General features: G+C 52.1%; 21 protein-coding genes. All 21 read left to right on the forward strand.

The features are described from left to right. Window positions 1-5: 5 nt before the first annotated feature. The gene (xseA, locus tag ACRQV7_RS07275; protein WP_444660014.1) at window positions 6-1,226 is read left to right on the forward strand and encodes an exodeoxyribonuclease VII large subunit; all 1,221 of its coding nucleotides are present in this window, start codon (window positions 6-8) and stop codon (window positions 1,224-1,226) included. Next, entirely contained in the window at window positions 1,219-1,434 is a 216-nt protein-coding gene (locus ACRQV7_RS07280) for an exodeoxyribonuclease VII small subunit (protein WP_038323985.1), read from the forward strand. The genes xseA and ACRQV7_RS07280 overlap by 8 nt, the downstream gene beginning before the upstream one ends. Further along, complete coding sequence (locus tag ACRQV7_RS07285; protein ID WP_444660016.1) at window positions 1,427-2,314, forward strand: polyprenyl synthetase family protein; 888 nt, start codon at window positions 1,427-1,429, stop codon at window positions 2,312-2,314. Before ACRQV7_RS07280 ends, ACRQV7_RS07285 begins: the two co-directional genes overlap by 8 nt. A 131-nt stretch (window positions 2,315-2,445) precedes the next feature. Then, window positions 2,446-2,754, forward strand: a complete 309-nt coding sequence (rplU, locus tag ACRQV7_RS07290; RefSeq protein ID WP_038323986.1) for a 50S ribosomal protein L21 — start codon at window positions 2,446-2,448, stop codon at window positions 2,752-2,754. A 5-nt stretch (window positions 2,755-2,759) separates the two neighbouring features. Then, window positions 2,760-3,074, forward strand: coding sequence for a ribosomal-processing cysteine protease Prp (locus ACRQV7_RS07295; RefSeq protein WP_275717818.1), 315 nt, complete (start codon window positions 2,760-2,762; stop codon window positions 3,072-3,074). A gap of 4 nt (window positions 3,075-3,078) precedes the next feature. Beyond that, window positions 3,079-3,363: a 50S ribosomal protein L27 gene (gene rpmA / locus ACRQV7_RS07300; RefSeq protein WP_038323988.1), complete on the forward strand. Its 285-nt coding sequence runs from the start codon at window positions 3,079-3,081 to the stop codon at window positions 3,361-3,363. Window positions 3,364-3,480: 117 nt separating this feature from the next. Then, on the forward strand, window positions 3,481-4,752 hold the full coding sequence (obgE, locus tag ACRQV7_RS07305) for a GTPase ObgE (RefSeq protein ID WP_444660017.1): 1,272 nt from the start codon (window positions 3,481-3,483) through the stop codon (window positions 4,750-4,752). Between the two features lie 46 nt (window positions 4,753-4,798). After that, the gene (locus ACRQV7_RS07310; protein ID WP_444660019.1) at window positions 4,799-5,197 is read left to right on the forward strand and encodes a Mini-ribonuclease 3; all 399 of its coding nucleotides are present in this window, start codon (window positions 4,799-4,801) and stop codon (window positions 5,195-5,197) included. Between the two features lie 16 nt (window positions 5,198-5,213). Continuing rightward, entirely contained in the window at window positions 5,214-6,149 is a 936-nt protein-coding gene (locus ACRQV7_RS07315) for a YitT family protein (RefSeq protein ID WP_275717821.1), read from the forward strand. Window positions 6,150-6,495: 346 nt separating this feature from the next. Then, window positions 6,496-7,827 (forward strand): RsmB/NOP family class I SAM-dependent RNA methyltransferase, encoded by a 1,332-nt coding sequence (locus ACRQV7_RS07320; RefSeq protein ID WP_444660021.1) that lies wholly within the window; start codon window positions 6,496-6,498, stop codon window positions 7,825-7,827. 111 nt (window positions 7,828-7,938) lie between these two features. After that, window positions 7,939-9,009 (forward strand): branched-chain amino acid aminotransferase, encoded by a 1,071-nt coding sequence (locus ACRQV7_RS07325; protein ID WP_444660023.1) that lies wholly within the window; start codon window positions 7,939-7,941, stop codon window positions 9,007-9,009. A 66-nt stretch (window positions 9,010-9,075) separates the two neighbouring features. After that, on the forward strand, window positions 9,076-9,969 hold the full coding sequence (locus ACRQV7_RS07330) for an RluA family pseudouridine synthase (protein WP_444660025.1): 894 nt from the start codon (window positions 9,076-9,078) through the stop codon (window positions 9,967-9,969). Window positions 9,970-10,108: 139 nt separating this feature from the next. After that, window positions 10,109-10,951 carry a transporter substrate-binding domain-containing protein gene (locus ACRQV7_RS07335; RefSeq protein WP_444660027.1) on the forward strand — a complete coding sequence of 281 codons (843 nt, stop codon included), beginning with the start codon at window positions 10,109-10,111 and terminating at the stop codon, window positions 10,949-10,951. 83 nt (window positions 10,952-11,034) lie between these two features. Beyond that, the gene (locus tag ACRQV7_RS07340; RefSeq protein WP_275717826.1) at window positions 11,035-11,769 is read left to right on the forward strand and encodes an amino acid ABC transporter permease; all 735 of its coding nucleotides are present in this window, start codon (window positions 11,035-11,037) and stop codon (window positions 11,767-11,769) included. After that, window positions 11,756-12,490 carry an amino acid ABC transporter ATP-binding protein gene (locus tag ACRQV7_RS07345; RefSeq protein ID WP_275717827.1) on the forward strand — a complete coding sequence of 245 codons (735 nt, stop codon included), beginning with the start codon at window positions 11,756-11,758 and terminating at the stop codon, window positions 12,488-12,490. Before ACRQV7_RS07340 ends, ACRQV7_RS07345 begins: the two co-directional genes overlap by 14 nt. A 76-nt stretch (window positions 12,491-12,566) precedes the next feature. Continuing rightward, window positions 12,567-13,457: a zinc dependent phospholipase C family protein gene (locus ACRQV7_RS07350; RefSeq protein WP_444660029.1), complete on the forward strand. Its 891-nt coding sequence runs from the start codon at window positions 12,567-12,569 to the stop codon at window positions 13,455-13,457. A 12-nt stretch (window positions 13,458-13,469) separates the two neighbouring features. Further along, complete coding sequence (locus tag ACRQV7_RS07355; RefSeq protein WP_275717829.1) at window positions 13,470-13,928, forward strand: S-ribosylhomocysteine lyase; 459 nt, start codon at window positions 13,470-13,472, stop codon at window positions 13,926-13,928. Window positions 13,929-14,116: 188 nt separating this feature from the next. After that, window positions 14,117-15,772 carry a peptidoglycan DD-metalloendopeptidase family protein gene (locus ACRQV7_RS07360; protein WP_444660031.1) on the forward strand — a complete coding sequence of 552 codons (1,656 nt, stop codon included), beginning with the start codon at window positions 14,117-14,119 and terminating at the stop codon, window positions 15,770-15,772. A gap of 298 nt (window positions 15,773-16,070) precedes the next feature. Further along, a complete protein-coding gene (locus ACRQV7_RS07365; protein ID WP_275717831.1) occupies window positions 16,071-17,354 on the forward strand; it encodes a UDP-N-acetylglucosamine 1-carboxyvinyltransferase in 1,284 nt (427 codons plus the stop codon). A gap of 67 nt (window positions 17,355-17,421) precedes the next feature. Next, a complete protein-coding gene (locus tag ACRQV7_RS07370; RefSeq protein ID WP_444660034.1) occupies window positions 17,422-18,216 on the forward strand; it encodes an MBL fold metallo-hydrolase in 795 nt (264 codons plus the stop codon). Window positions 18,217-18,224: 8 nt separating this feature from the next. After that, complete coding sequence (gene rlmH, locus ACRQV7_RS07375) at window positions 18,225-18,704, forward strand: 23S rRNA (pseudouridine(1915)-N(3))-methyltransferase RlmH (protein ID WP_444660036.1); 480 nt, start codon at window positions 18,225-18,227, stop codon at window positions 18,702-18,704. Window positions 18,705-18,805 lie beyond the last annotated feature (101 nt).

Genomic DNA, 18,805 nt, shown 5'->3' on the forward strand with positions numbered 1-18,805 from the left:
GACTTATGACGGATTTTCCGGTTGTGCTGAGTGTAACGCAGCTGAATACTTATATCAAATCCAAATTTGACGGCGACGAAAATCTGGCGCATGTTTTTGTCAGCGGCGAAATTTCCAATTTCACCAATCACTACAAGTCCGGACATTTCTATTTGTCCCTCAAGGATGAAAAATGCGTGATTCGGGCTGTGATGTTTGCCCAGAACGCCCGGCGTATCCGCTTTCTGCCACAGGACGGCATGAAGGTAATTGTGCGGGGCCGCGTAAGCGTCTATGAGGCGACGGGACAGTATCAGCTTTATATTGACGATATGCAGCCGGACGGCCTCGGCGCGCTGAACCTGGCCTTTGAACAGCTGAAAGCAAAGCTGGAGGCGGAGGGCCTGTTCGCCCCGGAGCGGAAAAAACCGCTGCCCGCTTTTCCGGAACGGATCGGTGTGATTACCTCGCCTACCGGTGCGGCAGTACACGATATTACCTCGATTCTCGCGCGGCGGTACCCTTTGGCTGAAATTGTTTTCTGTCCCGTGCTGGTGCAGGGGGAGGGCGCGGCGCCGCAGATTGTGGACGCGCTTGCCCGTTTCAGCCGCCTTCTGTGTGCCGATGTGATTATTCTCGGGCGCGGCGGCGGTTCGCTGGAAGACCTCTGGCCCTTTAACGAGGAAATAGTGGCGAGGGCCGTAGCCGCCTCCGAAATTCCGGTCATTTCCGCCGTAGGGCATGAAACCGACTTTACGATCTGCGACTTTGTGGCCGACCTTCGCGCGCCGACCCCGTCGGCTGCCGCGGAGCTCGCCGTGCCCGACCGCGCGGAGCTGGAGTATACGGTTCGCTACGACCTGTCGCGGCTAAAGCAAAGCATGCAGAAAAAGCTCGCGGGCCTCAAACAGAATCTGGACGCGCTGACCTCCCGCCATTCTTTTAAAGATCCTTTGAATCGGATTGAACTGGAGCGGATTCGTACGGATCAGCTTGCCGTAAGGCTCAATCAATCCATGCGCAGGAAAACGGCGGATGCCCGGTCCGCGCTTTCTTCCGTCAGCGGCAGGCTGAATGCCCTAAGCCCGCTGGCAACGCTTTCCCGGGGATATTCTATTATTTACGGTCAGGACGGACATGTCGTCACCCGTGTTTCCGACGTTAAAACGGGTGAACGGATTTCGGTGCTGTTAAACGAAGGAACGCTGGGCTGTGTAGTGGACAGCATGGAGGAAAAAGGTGAATAAGAAAATGGGCTTTGAAGAAGCCATGATCAAACTGAGCGAAATCGTCGATCGGCTGGAAAACGGCAATGAGTCGCTGGAAAGCTCTCTGAAGCTGTTTGAGGAAGGCTCCGCGCTGGCCGCCCTGTGCTACGGCAAGTTGGAGGGCGCCGAGCAGAAAATCAGGCAGATCACCGAACTCGAAGAATCCGGCGGTGAAAAAAATGCTTGATCTGCGGGAAAAACACCTGATCGAGAGGATAGACGCCAAACTGGCACAGTACCTTCCCGAGGAAGAAATCATACAGGCCGACCTGATCCACGCCATGCGCTACAGCCTGCTCGGAGAGGGCAAACGAATCCGGCCGATTCTGGTGCTGGAATTCTGCAGGCTCTGCGGCGGGGAGGAAGAAGCTGCGCTGCCTTTTGCCTGTGCGGTCGAAATGATCCACACCTATTCGCTGATCCACGACGACCTGCCTTGCATGGATGACGACGATATGCGCCGCGGACGCCCTTCCAACCACAAGGTGTTCGGCGAGGATATTGCCCTGCTCGCGGGGGACGCGCTGCTGACCATGGCCTTTGAAGCCATGCTCTCCAAGGAAGCCGTGCGGCTTGCCGGGGCCGAAAGGGCCGCAAAGGCCGCGGGATATCTTGCCCGCGCCGCCGGTGCGTACGGCATGGTCGGGGGACAGGTGATTGACCTGATGAGCGAAGGCCGGGCCATTTCGCTGGAAACTCTGAAGAAAATGGATGAAAATAAAACCGGCGCGCTGATTCTGGCGTCCGCGCAGATGGGCTGCGTCCTTGCCGGGGCCGGCGACGAACAGATGCGGGCCGCCGAAAGCTACGCGCGGGCAATCGGCCTGGCGTTTCAAATTGTGGACGACATCCTGGATGTGACGGGGGATACCCGGACGCTGGGGAAACCGGCCGGCAGCGACAGTGAAAACAATAAAAGCACCTATGTTTCCCTGATGGGGCTGGAAAACGCCTCGAAAACCGTCGACGAGCTGACCGCGAAGGCCGTGGAGGCGCTTGGCTGCTTTGGCAAGGAAGCCGAATACCTTACCGAATTTGCAAAAAAACTGGCCGTTCGTAAGAAGTAAGGAATTTTGCCGTGTTTATTGACAAAATTGACGGAATATGATAATATTGTTAAGCCGCATATTACGGGCTTTATAAGCGGGAAACCCGCCCGGTGATAGCGAGTTTAGAGAAAAGGCAGGACCTTTCATTCATGTTTGCAGTAATTGAAACAGGCGGCAAGCAGTACAAGGTACAAAATGACGATGTCATTTATATCGAGAAGCTTGCGGCAGAAGAAAATTCCTCCGTCGATTTCAAAGTGGTTGCACTTGACGGCGACGACGGACTCAAAGTGGGTGCTCCTTATGTTGAGGGAGCTACCGTAACCGGTACGGTTCTTAAAAACGGTAAGGGAAAGAAAATCACGGTCTTTACTTACAAGGCGAAAAAAAGCGAGAAGCGTAAGATGGGTCACAGACAGCCCTATACCAAAGTACAGATTACCGCAATTAACGCATAATTGTCATGATTTGTGCAGAATTTTTCACCCGGCCTGACGGCGCTCTTCTGGGATTTTCCCTGAGCGGTCACAACGGGGCAGCGGGCAGGGATATCGTCTGTGCGGCGGTTTCCTCTGCGGCATATATGACAGCCAACACCATTACGGAAGTTGTCAGAGCAAATGCCCAGGTTACTGTTGAAGACGGTTATATGCTCGTCAGAATTTCATCAAATGAGGCGAAAGACTGCCGCGACATTCTCGCGGGTTTCAAACTCCATATGCTGGAGCTTGAAGAACAGTATCCTCAAAATATTCATGTAAGCTATACGGAGGTGTAAGGAAATGCTAAAGATAAATATTCAGTTATTTGCGCATAAAAAAGGAATGGGTTCCACCAAGAACGGCCGTGATTCAGAATCCAAACGTCTTGGTGTGAAGCGTGCGGACGGCCAGTTTGTACTTGCCGGAAACATCCTTGTCAAACAGCGCGGAACCCATATTCATCCGGGTGAGAACGTCGGCATCGGCTCCGACGATTCCCTCTTTGCCCTGGTTGACGGTCATGTAAAGTTTGAGCGTCTTGGCCGTGACCGCAAAAAGGTCAGCGTTTACGCGGTGGAGCAATAAGCCTTTTCAGGTGAATGAAAATCCCGGGCCGTTTTCGCCCGGGATTTTTTGGCTTTTCCGAACAAAACATGATATACTAATCGAAGGCAATATTTCACAGAAATGGCGGTAAGGCTCATGTTTATTGACAGTGCAAAAATTACGATCAAAGCGGGAAACGGCGGCAACGGCAAGGTTTCGTTTCACCGTGAAAAATATGTGGCGTCCGGCGGTCCGGACGGCGGCGACGGCGGCCGGGGTGGAAATATCGTCTTTCAGGTGGACGACAACCTTTCCACGCTGGCGGACTTCCGTTATAAAAGAAAATATGTTGCTTCAAACGGCGAAGACGGCAGGGGAAAACGCTGCTTTGGGAAAAAAGCGGACGACCTGATAATCAGGGTCCCACGGGGAACCCTGTTAAAGGACGCCGCGACCGGCAGGCTGATCGCGGACTTGTCCGCCGACGAGCCGCAGACGATTGCGAAAGGCGGCCGGGGCGGCTGGGGCAACACCCATTTCGCGACCGCGACACGCCAGACTCCGCGCTTTGCGAAAGCGGGGATGCCGGGCGAGTCCATGGAGCTTTTGATGGAGCTAAAGCTTCTGGCGGATGTCGGGTTGGTCGGCTATCCGAATGTGGGAAAATCGACTCTTGTTTCCGTCGTCAGCGAAGCAAAACCCACCATCGCCAATTATCATTTTACGACGATTACCCCCGTGCTCGGCGTTGTCCGCATGGGTGAGGGCAAATCGTTCGTCATTGCCGATATTCCCGGGCTGATCGAGGGTGCGGGGGAAGGCGCGGGACTGGGGCACCAGTTTCTGCGGCATGTGGAGCGCTGCAGGATGCTCGTACACATCGTCGACGTCGCCGGCAGCGAAGGCCGGGACCCGAAACAGGATTTTCAGACCATCAACGCGGAGCTGAAAAAATTCAATCCCGACTTAGCCGAAAGACCGATGATTGTTGCCGGCAACAAATGCGACCTCGCGACGGACGAGCAGATTGAGGATTTCAAAAATTATGCGGAAAAGCTGGGCTATGAGTTTTTCCCGATTATGGCGGCGATCCGCTATCAGGTCGACCCGCTGCTCAATAAAATTTCAGAGATGCTCAGCAAGCTGCCGCCTGTCAGGCAGTTCGAGCCGGAGCCTGCTCCGCTCGTCTCCGTGGAGGAAATCGGACATAATGACGTGAAGGTGACCAACCAGGACGGCGTGTTTGTGGTGGAGGGCGAGTGGCTGGTACCCGTCATCAATTCGGTTAATTTTGACGATTATGAATCGCTTCAGTATTTTCAGCGCGTACTCATCCATTCCGGCGTCATAGACGCGCTGCGTGAGGCGGGTGTTCAGGAAGGCGACACCGTCAGTATCTACGATATTGAATTTGACTTTATGGAGTAATCTCCACTCATGTTTTCCAATCTATCAATGACGAGGAGCGTTTTGCTTGGAACGATTATTTCCCGCAGACTGTAATCCGAAACTGTTAAGCCCGCTGACGCTCGCTTTCGTGGGCGACGGCGTCTTTGAGCTTTTTGTACGCGAACGCCTTGTGTGTCAGGGAAACTGCCCGGTCAAATCCCTTCATAAAAAGTCGGTGGAACAGGTCTGCTGCGGCGCGCAGGCAAAGGTTTCCAAAAGGCTTCTTCCCCTTCTGACGGAAGAGGAGCTGGAGGTCTTCAAACGCGGCCGCAATGCGCACACGAACCATGTCCCAAAAAATGCGGCGGTTGAGGACTATCACGCCGCAACCGCTTTTGAAGCCCTGTTCGGCTATCTTTACCTTTCCGGTAACATTGAACGCCTGCGCGAGATTTTTAAGATTGTGTGTGACGATTTAATTTGATTTGGGAGATGCTGTTATGCTTTCCGAAACTCCGAAGGAAAAAGCAATAGGCCTTTTAAAGGATATTCTGTTTTTCGTTGTCGGCAGCCTGATTTACGCGGTCTCCGTCAATGTGTTTACCGCCCCGAATCAGATTGCGCCGGGCGGCGTTACCGGCGCCAGTACGATGATTAACTATCTGTTCAGCTGGCCGATCGGTATGACCGGCCTGCTGCTGAATATTCCTATTTTCATCTGGGCGATTATGGAAATCGGGTACAAGCTCGTCGGCAAAACGATTGTGGCGACGGTATTCGTATCGGTTTCCATTGACCTGGTCGGAAAAATCGTGCCCGCTTATACCGGCGAAAAGATGCTGGCTGCCATTTTTGGCGGAATCATTGAGGGAATCGGGCTTTCTCTCGTATTCATGCGCGGGGGAACCACGGGCGGCACCGACCTTGTGGCCCGTCTGCTCGGCAGAAGGCTGCGCAATCTATCCATGGGAAAGCTGATGCTCTGTGTGGATATGATGGTTGTCGTCGCCTCCGCCTTTGTGTACGGCAATATTGAAAGCGCGCTTTACGCCACGATCACCATTTTCGTTTCCACCCGCCTGATCGACGCGCTCCTCTACGGCACCGACACCGGGACCGGGAAGCTGCTGTTTATCATGTCTGTGAAAAACGACGAAATTGCGCAGGATATTTTGACCGATATGGACCGCGGGGTCACCGTGCTGAAATCGCGCGGCGCGTACAGCGGACGAGAGGGAGAGGTTTTGCTGTGTGCTGTCCGCCGTTACGAGGTCGTCAAGGTGAAGGACATTGTCCGCTCGCACGACCACGACGCGTTTATGATTATCGGCGATGCGGGAGAAATTTCCGGCGAGGGCTTCCGTCAGGTCAAAGCGGAAGATAAGACGCTGAAAGAACTGATTGCGCACGTCAATGCAAAGAAAAATGAAAAATGAAGAACAGGCGGTCTTGTATTTCCATACAGAATCGCCTGTTCCCGCATTGGTGAATCAATCTTTGGCTTGCCGCTTTTCCGTTATTTGCAGTTATCGGAAGATTTGTTTGTAGCCTGTGTTGCATTGTTAGAAGTTTTGTTGCTGTAATGATTGTTGTTGCTGGTGTTCGTGCTGTTGTTTGACGCACGGTTCGTACTGTTGGAAGCACGGTTTGTGCTCTCATTTGTACTGTTGTTGGAAGCGCGGTTCGTTTTTGAAGTCTGATTATCCAAAATTTTCACCCCCTTCACCCGTATTATTAGTATCTTTACGCGAATTATACAGATCAATTCAGGAGTTGACGGATTTGATTGAGCTGCCGCAGAGCTTTAAAAATAAAATGGAATCCATGCTGGGCGGGGAATATCCGGTGTTTTTAAACGACTATCAGAAACCGTATTACCGGGGTATCCGACTGAATACGCTGAAATGCGGCGAAAGAACGCTCAAGGCCTCTCTGCCGTTTTCTTTGGAGCCGACGCCTTTTTCGCCGGTTTCCTATTATATCCCGCAGGATGCGCAAAAGGTCGGCTCCCTGCCCATGCACCATGCAGGTGCGTTTTACTCGCAGGAGCCGTCTGCGGCCAGCGCGGTAACCGCGCTGAACCCCGTGCCCGGGGACAGGGTGCTGGATCTGTGCGCCGCTCCCGGCGGAAAATCGACGCAGATCGCCGCTCTTTTACAGGGAAGCGGGCTGCTCTGGTCCAATGAAATCGTCAGGAGCAGGGCAAATGTGCTGCTTTCCAATCTGGAGCGGACGGGCGTCAGGAACGCCGTGGTTTCTTCCTGCCATCCGGAGGCGCTCTGCAGCGGGCTTGCCGGATATTTCGACAAGGTGTTGGTGGACGCCCCCTGTTCGGGTGAGGGGATGTTCCGGCGCGACGAACAGGCACTGCAGGACTGGAGCCAGGAACATGTGGAAGCCTGCGCCGTCCGTCAGCTCGCCATTCTGCGCAGCGCCGCCCATGCCTTAAAGGAAAACGGCGTGCTGGTCTATTCCACCTGTACGTTTTCCCCGGAAGAGAACGAAGAAGTCGTTTCCGCGTTTTTGAAGGAAAGAGGAGACTTTGCCCTGACCGATTGCGGGGTACCGTTCGGCCGTCCCGCTTTTCTCCCTCAGGCGCGCCGTGTTTTCCCCATGGACGGGGGTGAGGGGCATTTCGTAGCTGTTATGCGCCGGATTTCCGGCAGCAGCGCGTATCCGGCTCCTTATTTGCCGAAGAAGCCCTCCATGATGGAGATGGCGGAGGATTTATACAGACAGGTTTTTAAAATGGAGCTGTCCTCCCCGGTGGAGCAGGTGGGCGAATCCTTCCTGATCCTTCCGCGGGAGCTCCCTTACTTGAAAGGGCTTGGAGTGATCCGCGCGGGCGTATTGCTTGGGGAAGCAAAGAAAAACCGTATGGAACCGGCTCACGCACTGTTCATGTCCGCGAAGCCGCAGGAGCTGAATTCGGTCATCGATCTGCCGCACGATTCGGAACAGATCGCCGCTTTTTTGCGCGGGGAAGAAATGGAGTCGGATCCGCGCTGTCACGGCTTTACCGGCGTTGCGGTTGACGGCGTTCTCACGGGCTTCGGAAAATGCTCCGGCGGCCGCCTGAAAAACCGGTATCCCAAAGGGCTGCGCAATCATTGATGCTTTCTTCCTGACGGGCATATTTCAAAACACTTTAAGATGCTAAAGCTTGAAATTACCCGAAAAGGATGCTATAATAATCGGTAATTAATTTGAAAGAGGGCCTTTGAAATGCAGGAAATCAGAGTTGAACTGACTGAACATCCACAATCCAAGCCAACCGATTCAAGTAAACTCGGATTCGGTACGATCTTTACAGATCATATGTTCATTATGAACTATGATGAGGGAGAGGGCTGGCACGACGCCAGAATTGTCCCGTTTGGACCGATTGAACTATCGCCGGCGGCGATGTGCCTGCATTACGGCCAGTCTGTTTTTGAGGGAATGAAAGCTTATCGTGCGGTTGACGGCAGAATCCTGCTTTTCAGACCGGACAAGAATATGGCCCGTCTCAATTCTTCCAATGACCGGCTTTGCATTCCGCTGATCGATGAAGCGTTCAGCCAGAAAGCGATCGAGAAGCTGGTATCCATTGAAAAGGACTGGATTCCGTCCGCGGAAGGAACCTCCCTTTACATCCGTCCGTTTATTATCGGAATCGATCCCCATATCGGAGTACATCCGGCACAGCATCTGCTTTTCATTATTCTTTGCTCGCCCGTCGGGGCCTATTATCCGGAAGGGCTGGATCCGGTGAAGATTTATGTGGAAACCAACTATGTGCGCGCCGTCAAGGGCGGGATGGGCTATACCAAAACGGCCGGCAACTACGCGGCTTCCTTAAAAGCGCAGGATGAAGCGGAAAAGCAGAGTTACACCCAGGTTCTCTGGCTGGACGGCGTAGAGCGCAAATACATTGAAGAAGTCGGCACCATGAATGTATTTTTTGTCATTGGAGATGAAATCGTAACCCCCGAGCTGCAGGGCTCCATTCTTCCGGGAATCACCCGCATGTCCTCCATTGAACTGCTCAAATCATGGGGCATGAAGGTCGTCGAGCGCAAATTGTCCATCGATGAGCTTGCAAAGGCCGCGGAAAACGGTCAGCTGAAGGAAGCGTTTGGTACCGGCACCGCCGCCGTCATTTCCCCGATCGGCCATCTGAAATGGGGAGACGATGTAATGGACATCAACAACGGAGAAATCGGGCCGATTTCCCAGCGCCTTTACGATACCCTGACGGGAATTCAATGGGGAAAGATCAAAGACGAATTCGGCTGGACTGTTGAAGTAAAATAATTTCGATTGTCGAAAAGTTTTTCAGGCGGCGTTGGTTGCGCCGCCTTTTCCTTTTCAGGAGGACTTATGCGCGAGCTTTCTTTTTCAGTGCCACAAGAATACGACGGAATCAGGCTGAAAAGCTTTCTGCGTTCGTACTGCGGAATCTCCGCCCGGCTGATGATCCGGTTGAAACGCGAGCCCATGGGCATTGCGAGAAACGGCCTGCATGCCATTGTGACGGAAACGCTAAACGCGGGGGATACGGTATGTATCCGGATGCCGGGCGACACGAAGCTGCACGAACCGCTCAGCGTCCCCCTTGCGGTCGTCTATGAGGACAGCGATCTTCTGATTGTCGATAAGCCTTCCGGTATGCCGATGTATCCAACGCCCGGCCACGACTGCGACAGCCTTGCAAACGCGGTTGCGGCGTATTCTCTTTCCAAAGGGGAGCGGCTTTCCTTCCGTCCCGTATACCGGTTGGATAAAGATACAACCGGGCTGGTCGTCCTGGCGAAAAATTCTTACTGCGCGGCGCAGCTCGCCGCCAAAATTGAAAAGGAATATGTTGCTGTGTGTGAGGGAATTCTTATGGGAGAGGGAACGATCGATGAACCGATCGGGCTGAAAGAGGGGCACAGCATTCAGCGTGAGGTCACGGAAAAAGGGGAGAGGGCGGTTACGCATTGGAGGGCGCTGAGAAGCGGCGGCGGACACACCTTGGTTTCCTTCCGGCTGAGGACGGGCAGAACCCATCAGATTCGCGTGCATATGGCACATATCGGTCATCCCCTCGCGGGGGATGATTTTTACGGCGGCGGCCTGCGGTTCCTTTCAAGACAGGCACTCCACTGCATGAATATTCATTTTATTCATCCGGTTACCCAAAGGGAAACAGACCTTTCCTGCACGCTTCCAAGCGATATGCGATCGCTGCTTGCTGGATGCGGTATGGAAGAATACACAAAAACAGAGTAAAAATACAACGCAAATGCATACAAATCCATTAAAATGAATTTTTATTTATATTAATACTTGATTTTTGCATATTTATGCGCTATAATACAAACTATCCTAAACAAACAAATCCAACTTCATTTTACGGAGGGTTAACAAGATGAAAAAGTTTTCTAAAATAGCGGCGTTTTTACTCGTTGCCGCCATGACGCTTTCTTCGGCGGGCTGTGCCCAATCGGGAACCACGGCGTCCGCGACAGGCAGCCAGACCGCCGCTTCGGCCGGCGAGCAGACCAGCGTGGATAAGGTTAAGGCGGACGGAGTCGTCATCATGTCTACCAACGCGGAATTTGAGCCGTTCGAGTACAAGGACGGAGACAAGATCGTTGGCATCGACATTGATATTTCCAATAAAATTGCCGAGAAGCTCGGCGTTCAGCTGAAAATCAACGATATTGCTTTCGACACTCTTACCACGGAGCTTGGTTCCGGAAAGACCAACTTCGTAGCCGCCGGTATGACCGCGAATGAGGACAGAAAGAAAAATGTCGATTTTTCCGACACCTATTTCGACGCTTCCCAGGCGATCATCGTATCAAAAGACAGCGCGATCAAATCCCGTACGGACCTGAACGGCAAGAAGGTCGGCGTGCAGCAGGGGACGACCGGAGATACCTATTGCACCAATGAAGACGGAAAGAACGACATCAAGGTTGGCTCCACCGAGCGCTATGCCAAGGGCGTAGACGCCGTCACCGATCTGATCAACGGCAAAATCGACGCGGTCGTCATCGACGATTTCCCGGCCAAGAAATTTGTGGAAAAAAATTCCGACAAACTGGTTAAGCTGGATGAGGCGCTGACCACCGAACAGTATGCCATCGCGGTGCCGAAGGGTGATAAAGCGATGCTGGACACCGTCAACAGTGTTCTGGGCGAATTAAAATCGAGCGGTGAGCTTGACAAGATTATTGAGAAGTACAAAGAGGCTCTGGGCGCCTGATTTTCCCACTTATCAACAGAATGCAGGGCGGGCGGAAAAATCTGCTCCCCCTGCTTTTCTCAGTTTAAAAACGGGGGTAAATTATGGATATACTGACGGCGGCCCTGCCGCTCTCTTATTTTTCGGAATTCCCGCAGAAATTCTATGATGCGTTTATTCTGAAGAACAGATATACAAACATAGTGTTCGGTCTGGGAAATACCCTTATGATTACCTTTTTTGCGGTCATCATCGGGATTATTCTGGGGACCATCGTCGCTCTTGTCAAGGTGACGCACAATAATGACAAGTCAAAGCTGAAATTTCTCAATGCAGTGTGCAGTGTATACCTGACGGTGATACGCGGTACGCCGGTCGTTGTCCAGCTGATGATTATGTGGTACATCGTCTTTCAGCCGCCCGTGAATCTGGACCGGGTTGTCGCGGCGATCTTTGCGTTCGGCATCAATTCCGGCGCTTACGTTGCGGAAGTCATCCGGAGCGGGATCCAGTCCGTGGACAAAGGGCAGGTCGAGGCCGGGCGTTCCCTCGGACTGAACCAGCGCGATACCATGGTGAAGATCGTATTTCCTCAGGCTCTGAAAAACGTCCTGCCGGCAATCGGCAATGAATTTATCGCTCTCTTAAAGGAAACCTCCGTCGCGGGCTACATCGCGATACAGGACCTGACCAAGGGCGGCGATATCATCAGAAGCATCACCTATGATCCGTACACCTCCCTTCTGGCTGTTGCGGGCATTTATCTGCTGATCGTCATGGGCTTGACCGCCCTGCTCGGCAAGCTTGAAAGGAGGCTGCACAGAAGTGATAACCGTTAAGAATCTGCATAAGACGTTCCAGACCCTGAACGGCGATCTGGATGTTCTGAAGGGCATTGACCAAAATATTGAAAAAGGCGAGAAGGTTGTAATTGTCGGCCCTTCCGGTTCCGGGAAAAGCACGTTCCTGCGCTGCCTGAATCTGCTTGAGCAGCCGACCGACGGCGAGGTCTGGTTTGAGGGCGTTCAGATCAATGTGCCGGAGTGCGATATCAACCAGCTCCGTCAGAAGATGGGGATGGTGTTCCAGCACTTCAATTTATTTCCGCATTTGACGGTGCTCCAGAACATTACGCTTGCGCCGATCACGCTAAAGCTGAAAACACAGGAGCAGGCGGAGCAGCAGGCGAAACAGCTGCTTGAGCGGATAGGGCTGGCGGACAAGGCGGAAGCATACCCGCTTCAGCTGTCCGGCGGACAAAAGCAGCGGATTGCGATTGTGCGTTCGCTTGCCATGAACCCGGACGTCATGCTTTTTGATGAACCCACCAGCGCGCTCGACCCCGAAATGGTCGGAGAAGTCTTACAGGTAATGAAGGAACTTGCCGCCGAGGGGATGACCATGGTGGTGGTGACACATGAAATGGGCTTTGCCCGTGAGGTTGCCACCCGTGTACTTTTTATGGACGACGGCCAGGTTCTGGAAGAAGACGCCCCGGATCAGTTCTTCGACCATCCGCAGAATCCGCGCCTGCAGGATTTTTTATCTAAAGTTCTTTAAAAAACAATACGAATATGATAAAATAAGAGCGCGGTACATACCGCGCTCTTATTTTTGTGAAGGTGGTTCTTGGAAGATGCCGGCTGCGATCACGCATTATCTCCATGCGCAAAGAGTTCTGGAACAGTTGCAACAGACACAGGCGAACGGTGAACGGAATCTGGCCGCGTTTCTTTGGGGAGCACAGGGGCCGGACTTTTTGTACTGCCACCGCTATCTGCCGTGGCAGAGGGGAGAGAGCCTGAAAGACTACGCCGGAAAGCTCCATCTGGAGAATCCTTCAAAAACGCTGGCGCTGATGCGGGAATATTATCTGCGGCAGCCGAATAAGGCACTGGTTTTATCGTATATCGACGGCTTCCTTTGCCATTACTCCTTGGACCGGATTTGCCATCCTTTTATTCAGTCCGGGGCGAAGGCGCTTCTTGAGCAGGAGCCGATGCAGGATGAAGAAATCCTGCACAACCAGATAGAATCCGCGCTCGATGTGATTCTGCTCCGGTATGAAAGGGCGGCGCTGCCGACGGAGTTTGACCTGAAGCTGACGGTTCCGAAGAATGATAATGTCCAGCTTCACATTGCGGATTTGTACGCTTTTTTGCTTCACGGGTTATTCGGGGTTGAGGACGCTGGCGTCCCGCTGTATCAGGCGACCAACGACTGCCGCACGGTGTTCGGCCTTTTAAACGACCGCACCACTCTGAAGCAGGCATGGATAGAGCGGAGGGAAAGAAAAGGGAAGCGGACCGTTTCCTGCCATTTCCGCGGGCTCAGCGAAGGCGACGGGTGTGATTACGCAAATATCTTGCACAATGAATGGAGCTGGCCTGCGGACAGTGAAACCGTCCGTACGGAAAGCTTTCCGGAGCTTTATGAGCAGTCCGTCGAGGACAGTCTCCACCTGATCGGCGGTTTTCTGGAAACGGATGATTTTGAAAAATTGACGGACAACATTTTCTTTATATGAAGGAGATTTATAATGGAAAGAATCGCAAGTTTTTGTGTCGACCATACCAAGCTGATGCCCGGTATTTACACTTCCCGTATCGACGGCGATATCGTAACCTATGATATCAGGATGAGAAGGCCGAATATTCCGCCGTTTCTCCCGAATGCCGCCATGCACACCATCGAGCATCTGTTCGCGACCTTTGTACGCAACAGCAGTCATAAGGACCATATTATTTATTTTGGCCCAATGGGCTGCCGGACCGGTTTCTATTTTTTGACCAGAAACCTGAGCCACGCGGACGCTGTTCAACTGATCATCGAGGCCTTTGCCTTTATCGCTGATTTTGAAGGGGCTATCCCTGGGGCCGCGGCGGCGGAGTGCGGAAATTATCTGGAACACGATCTTGACGGCGCGAAGAAAGAGGCAAAAGCGTTCCTTCCGGTGATTATGGGGTGGACTGAGGAGAAGCTCCGTTATTTAAGCTGAATTTTAATTGCCAAATTGTTGCATATTTGTTAATTTGATTCCAACGGGTTGCAAAATAGGCAAATTTGTTATATGATTAAAAACGTATTACAAACTTGTAACAATTTATTAACCCGAAAGGATTTTGTTTCATGCAGCTCTCGAGGCTAAAGAAAACAAAAAGCGTATGCAGAGATTCCGGTTATAAGATGTTGAATCAAACAGCGGATGATTTATATATTGTAGGTATCCAGACGGTCAGAATCCTGAAAAGAGTCGGACGCAGGCTTTCCCGGTTTTTTAGACCGTTTACGAATTTATGCAAATCGATCTACGCCGCCACAGTCGGCAAACGGATTGCCCGCCTGAAAGAAGAGTTTCAGTCCATCCGGGAAGGATTTTCCATTGCCCGCGACAGGATCGCGCAGGCGAGAAAACTGGGCTACAGACGTGTTTTTAAAGAGTATCTTACCGTCACGGGAAAAAGCTTTGTCCGTCACAGGGGTTTTGTGTTTTCGATTTTGAATATGGTTGTTCCCATAGGAGCAATTTTTCTTTTGGGGGCTACCGTGCATTTCTGGAACGGACTGAATTACGGCTTGGTTCTTGCTTATGACGGGAAGGAAGTCGCTACCATTCAGGATGAAAAAACCTTTGAACAGGCGAGCGAAATGGTGAGCCAGCGCATGGTTCACGACACGGCCGACAGTGATATCAATATCAATGTCACCCCCACGTTCCGACTCGAAGTAGTGGATGCAAACAGCTTGTTGGAGGTTAATTCGGTCTGCGACAAGATTATCCAGCAGTCAAACGGAATCATTGAGGAAGCGAGCGGCCTTTATGTAAACGGCGAGCTGCTCGGCGCGGTGAAAAGCAGCGCGGATCTGCGCTATATGCTGCAGAATGTTTTGAACAAGGCAAAGGGCGGGGACACAAGCGCATCGGTGGACTTTGCGCAGGATGTGGAGACCATCAACGGACTGTTTCCGACCACAACCATTATGGCTACCGAGTCAATGGATAAACTGATCAACGGCACTTCTCAGGCGGCGGTGACTTATACCGTAAAAGAGGGGGACACGGTTACTTCCATTGCCAAGGTAAACCACACGACCATTTCCGAGCTGAACAAAATCAACAACAACCAGCTGGGGGACAATCTGATGCCGGGGGATTTGATCAACCTGCAGGTTGCGGTCCCGACGCTGGATGTTCAGCTGACCAAAAATTTGACGTATGAAGTCCCTCTTTCGTATAAAACAGTAACGATCAAGGATGATTCCCAGTATACCGATTATTCCAAAGTGAAGACCGAGGGAGTAAACGGAACGCAGAAATGTGTTGACAAGGTGTATTATGTAAACGGCGTTGAGCAGAAGCGCGACGTCATCAGCAGAACCGTTGTGGTGCCGTCTACCGATAAGGTGGTAATCACGGGAACCAAGAAGCGTCCGAAATACAGCGGCGCCGGCGTCAGCAGCGGAAGCCTGATGTGGCCTGTTCCGTCCCTTCACACCATTACCACTTATTTCACATGGCGCTGGGGCAGTTTCCATACCGGTATCGATATATCCGGCGGCAGCGCTTACGGGAAAACGATTGTTGCGGCCGACGGCGGCACCGTTGTATCGGCGGGGTGGAGCAGCGGCTACGGCTATTGTGTAAAAATCAGCCATGGCGGAGGGCTGCAGACGCTTTACGGCCATGCAAGCAAAATTCTGGTTTCGGCGGGCCAAAGGGTCTCCAAAGGGCAGGCGATCGCCCTTGTCGGAAGCACCGGAAACTCCACCGGTCCGCACTGTCATTTTGAAGTGATAAAAAACGGTACCAAGGTAAATCCGCTGAGTTATGTCAGCAGGTAACGTTTGGGCAAAATACGGAAAGCGTTCTGTTTCCCAGAACGGGGGAAAGAACGCTTTTTAGTAATATTTACAAAAACAGACTATTTGTTTTGTTGGTTATTGACTTTTCCATCATTGTGTATTATGATCATTAACAGTGCAACGAAATCAATAATTGGCTATTTTTTCCTGCTTTTTTCGTATATTTTACTTGATTACTTTCAAAATATTTACAACAATATATTCATTGAAAACGCTTAATATTTTGCGTAAAAATGTAATAATAGTATTGTTTAACTTTAGATTGGAGCGTGCCGCATTGGACAAGTACGTTATTAAAGGTGGCAATCGTCTGACCGGTGAAGTCAGCATCAGCGGTGCAAAGAATGCCGCGATCGCAATTATACCGGCAGCGATTTTGGCAGATGATGTGTGCTGTATTGAAAATATTCCGAATATTACAGACGTTGCTTCCATTACAAGGATCCTGTATGATATGGGAGCTAAAATTCGCAATATCGACAAATCGACGATTGAAATTGATCCAAGACCGATTCATACCCACGTAGCGTCCTACGAACTGGCGCGCCATATACGTGGGTCTTATTACCTTTTAGGCGCTTTGCTTGGCCGCTTTAACCACGCGGTGGTTACCATGCCGGGCGGATGCGACTTCGGGGTCCGCCCGATTGATCAGCACCTGAAGGGCTTTGCGGCCCTGGGCGCGGCCTATAAGCTGGAAGGCGGCATGGTGGACGTCTATACGCAGGCTTTAACAGGAGCCAATATTTATCTTGACGTTGTGTCTGTCGGCGCAACCGTAAATATTATGTTGGCTGCTGTAAAGGCAAAAGGAATGACAGTCATTGAAAATGCTGCAAAGGAACCCCATATTGTCGACCTCGCCAACTTTTTGAATTCCATGGGAGCGGATATCAGGGGCGCCGGCACCGATGTGATCAAAATATACGGTGTGACCCACCTGGCCGGAACCACCTATTCCATTATTCCAGACCAGATTGAAGCGGGTACCTATATGGTCGCCGCCGCGGCGACCTGCGGGGATGTCCTTGTTAAAAACGTAATTCCCAAGCACTTGGAATCCATTTCCGCAAAGCTGGAGGAAATGGGCGTTCAGGTGGAGGAATTCGACGACGCAGTCCGCGTCAGCCGGACGGGAAAACTGAACAAATGCAATATCAAGACAATGCCCCATCCGGGTTTCCCGACGGATATGCAGCCGCAGATTGCGGTGCTTCTTTCTATGGCAAACGGGACGAGTATCATTAATGAGAGTGTCTGGGACAATCGCTTCCGCTATGTGGAAGAGCTCAGAAGAATGGGCGCGCAGATTTCCGTTGACGGCAAGCTTGCTGTTGTGGAAGGCGTTGATCACCTGAATGCGGCACCTGTAAAGGCAACCGACTTGCGTGCCGGTGCGGCGATGATGATTGCGGCGCTTGCGGCGTCGGGCACCACTCAGATTGAGGACATCAATCATATTGAGCGCGGATATGAAAATGTAGAGCAGAAGCTTTTGAATTTAGGAGCGGATATTCAGCGGGTTCATGTTCCTGAGCCGGCAGTGGCGCAGGCAATCTGAATATTTTTGAACGATTTGAAAGGGATTGACATCGGTCTTTCCCTTTTCTTTATTTGGGGAGGCGTCCATGGCGAGAATATGTCCGCTTTTCAGCGGAAGCAGCGGAAACAGTTATTACATAGGCTCTTCCTGCGCGGGGATTCTGATCGACGCGGGAAGAACGGCAAAGCAGCTCAACAATATGCTGGAAACCTGCGGGATAGGAATCGAGTCGGTGAAAGCGATCTTTGTCACGCATGAACATATCGACCATATCCGGGGCCTGCGCGTGTTGGCTTCCCGGAAGCACATTCCGGTTTACACTTCTTCCGGCACTTTAAACGCGTTGGAAAAGATGGGGTGCGCCAACGGAACTTTCCGGGCGGATGTGATCGGTGAAAAGGGAATGGAATGTGCCGGTATGTTTATCAGGCCCTTCCATACCTCCCACGACTGTGCGGAAAGCGTCGGATACCGTGTGCAGACCCACGACGGGCGAAGCGTCGGCTTTTCCACCGACCTCGGCTTTTTGTCCGACACGGTGCGCAATCAGCTGACCGGCGCGGATCTGGTGGTGCTGGAATCAAACCATGACGTCGGAATGCTGAAAAACGGGCCATATCCGTACCCGCTGAAACGGAGAATTTTGTCCGACACGGGCCACCTTTCCAATCAGGCCTGCGCGGATGAACTTACGAATCTGGCGCAAAAGGGAACAACGCGGTTTATTCTGGCGCACCTGAGCGCTGAAAACAACACGCCGGAGCTTGCGTTTCAAACGGCCCTTTGTTCTCTTTCCGAGGCCGGGCTGAAGGAGGGCGTCGATTTCCAGCTTTCCGTTGCGCCGAGAGAAAACAATACGGGAAAAGGAATTATTTTTTAGGTGGAATTATGCTTACGGTTCGTCTTATCTGTGTCGGAAAACTGAAGGAAGCCTATTGGAGGGACGCCTGCGCGGAGTACGAAAAAAGGCTGCGTCCATTCTGCGGCTTTTCCATCATCGAGCTGCCTGAGTGCAGGCTGCCGGACAATCCGTCGGACGCTCAGATCAGGGCCGCCCTGAAAACAGAGGGGGACTCCATTCTTTCCGCCGCGGGAAGTTCCGCCTTGTTTGCGCTTTGCATTGAAGGAAGAGAGCTTTCCTCCGGGCAGCTTTCCGATCAAATCAACACGCTGGCCGTGAACGGAACCAGCACGGTCAGTTTCGTCATCGGAAGCTCGTTTGGGCTCTGCGAGGCAGTAAAACAAAGGGCCGGTTTCCGTCTTTCCATCTCGCCGATGACTTTTCCTCATCAGTTGGCCCGTGTGATGCTCTGCGAACAGATATACCGCGCCTTTCAAATCATCCGTCACGGCAAATACCACAAATAATCGCTTTTGAACGGTGCAGGCCGCACGGTATGAGCACATAAAAACCGCCGTCCGGAAATTTTCCGGACGGCGGTAATTGATTGCTATGTTCTGTATCCTGC

Source organism: Caproiciproducens lactatisolvens, assembly GCF_052443335.1.
In the GTDB taxonomy this organism is placed as follows: domain Bacteria; phylum Bacillota; class Clostridia; order Oscillospirales; family Acutalibacteraceae; genus Caproiciproducens.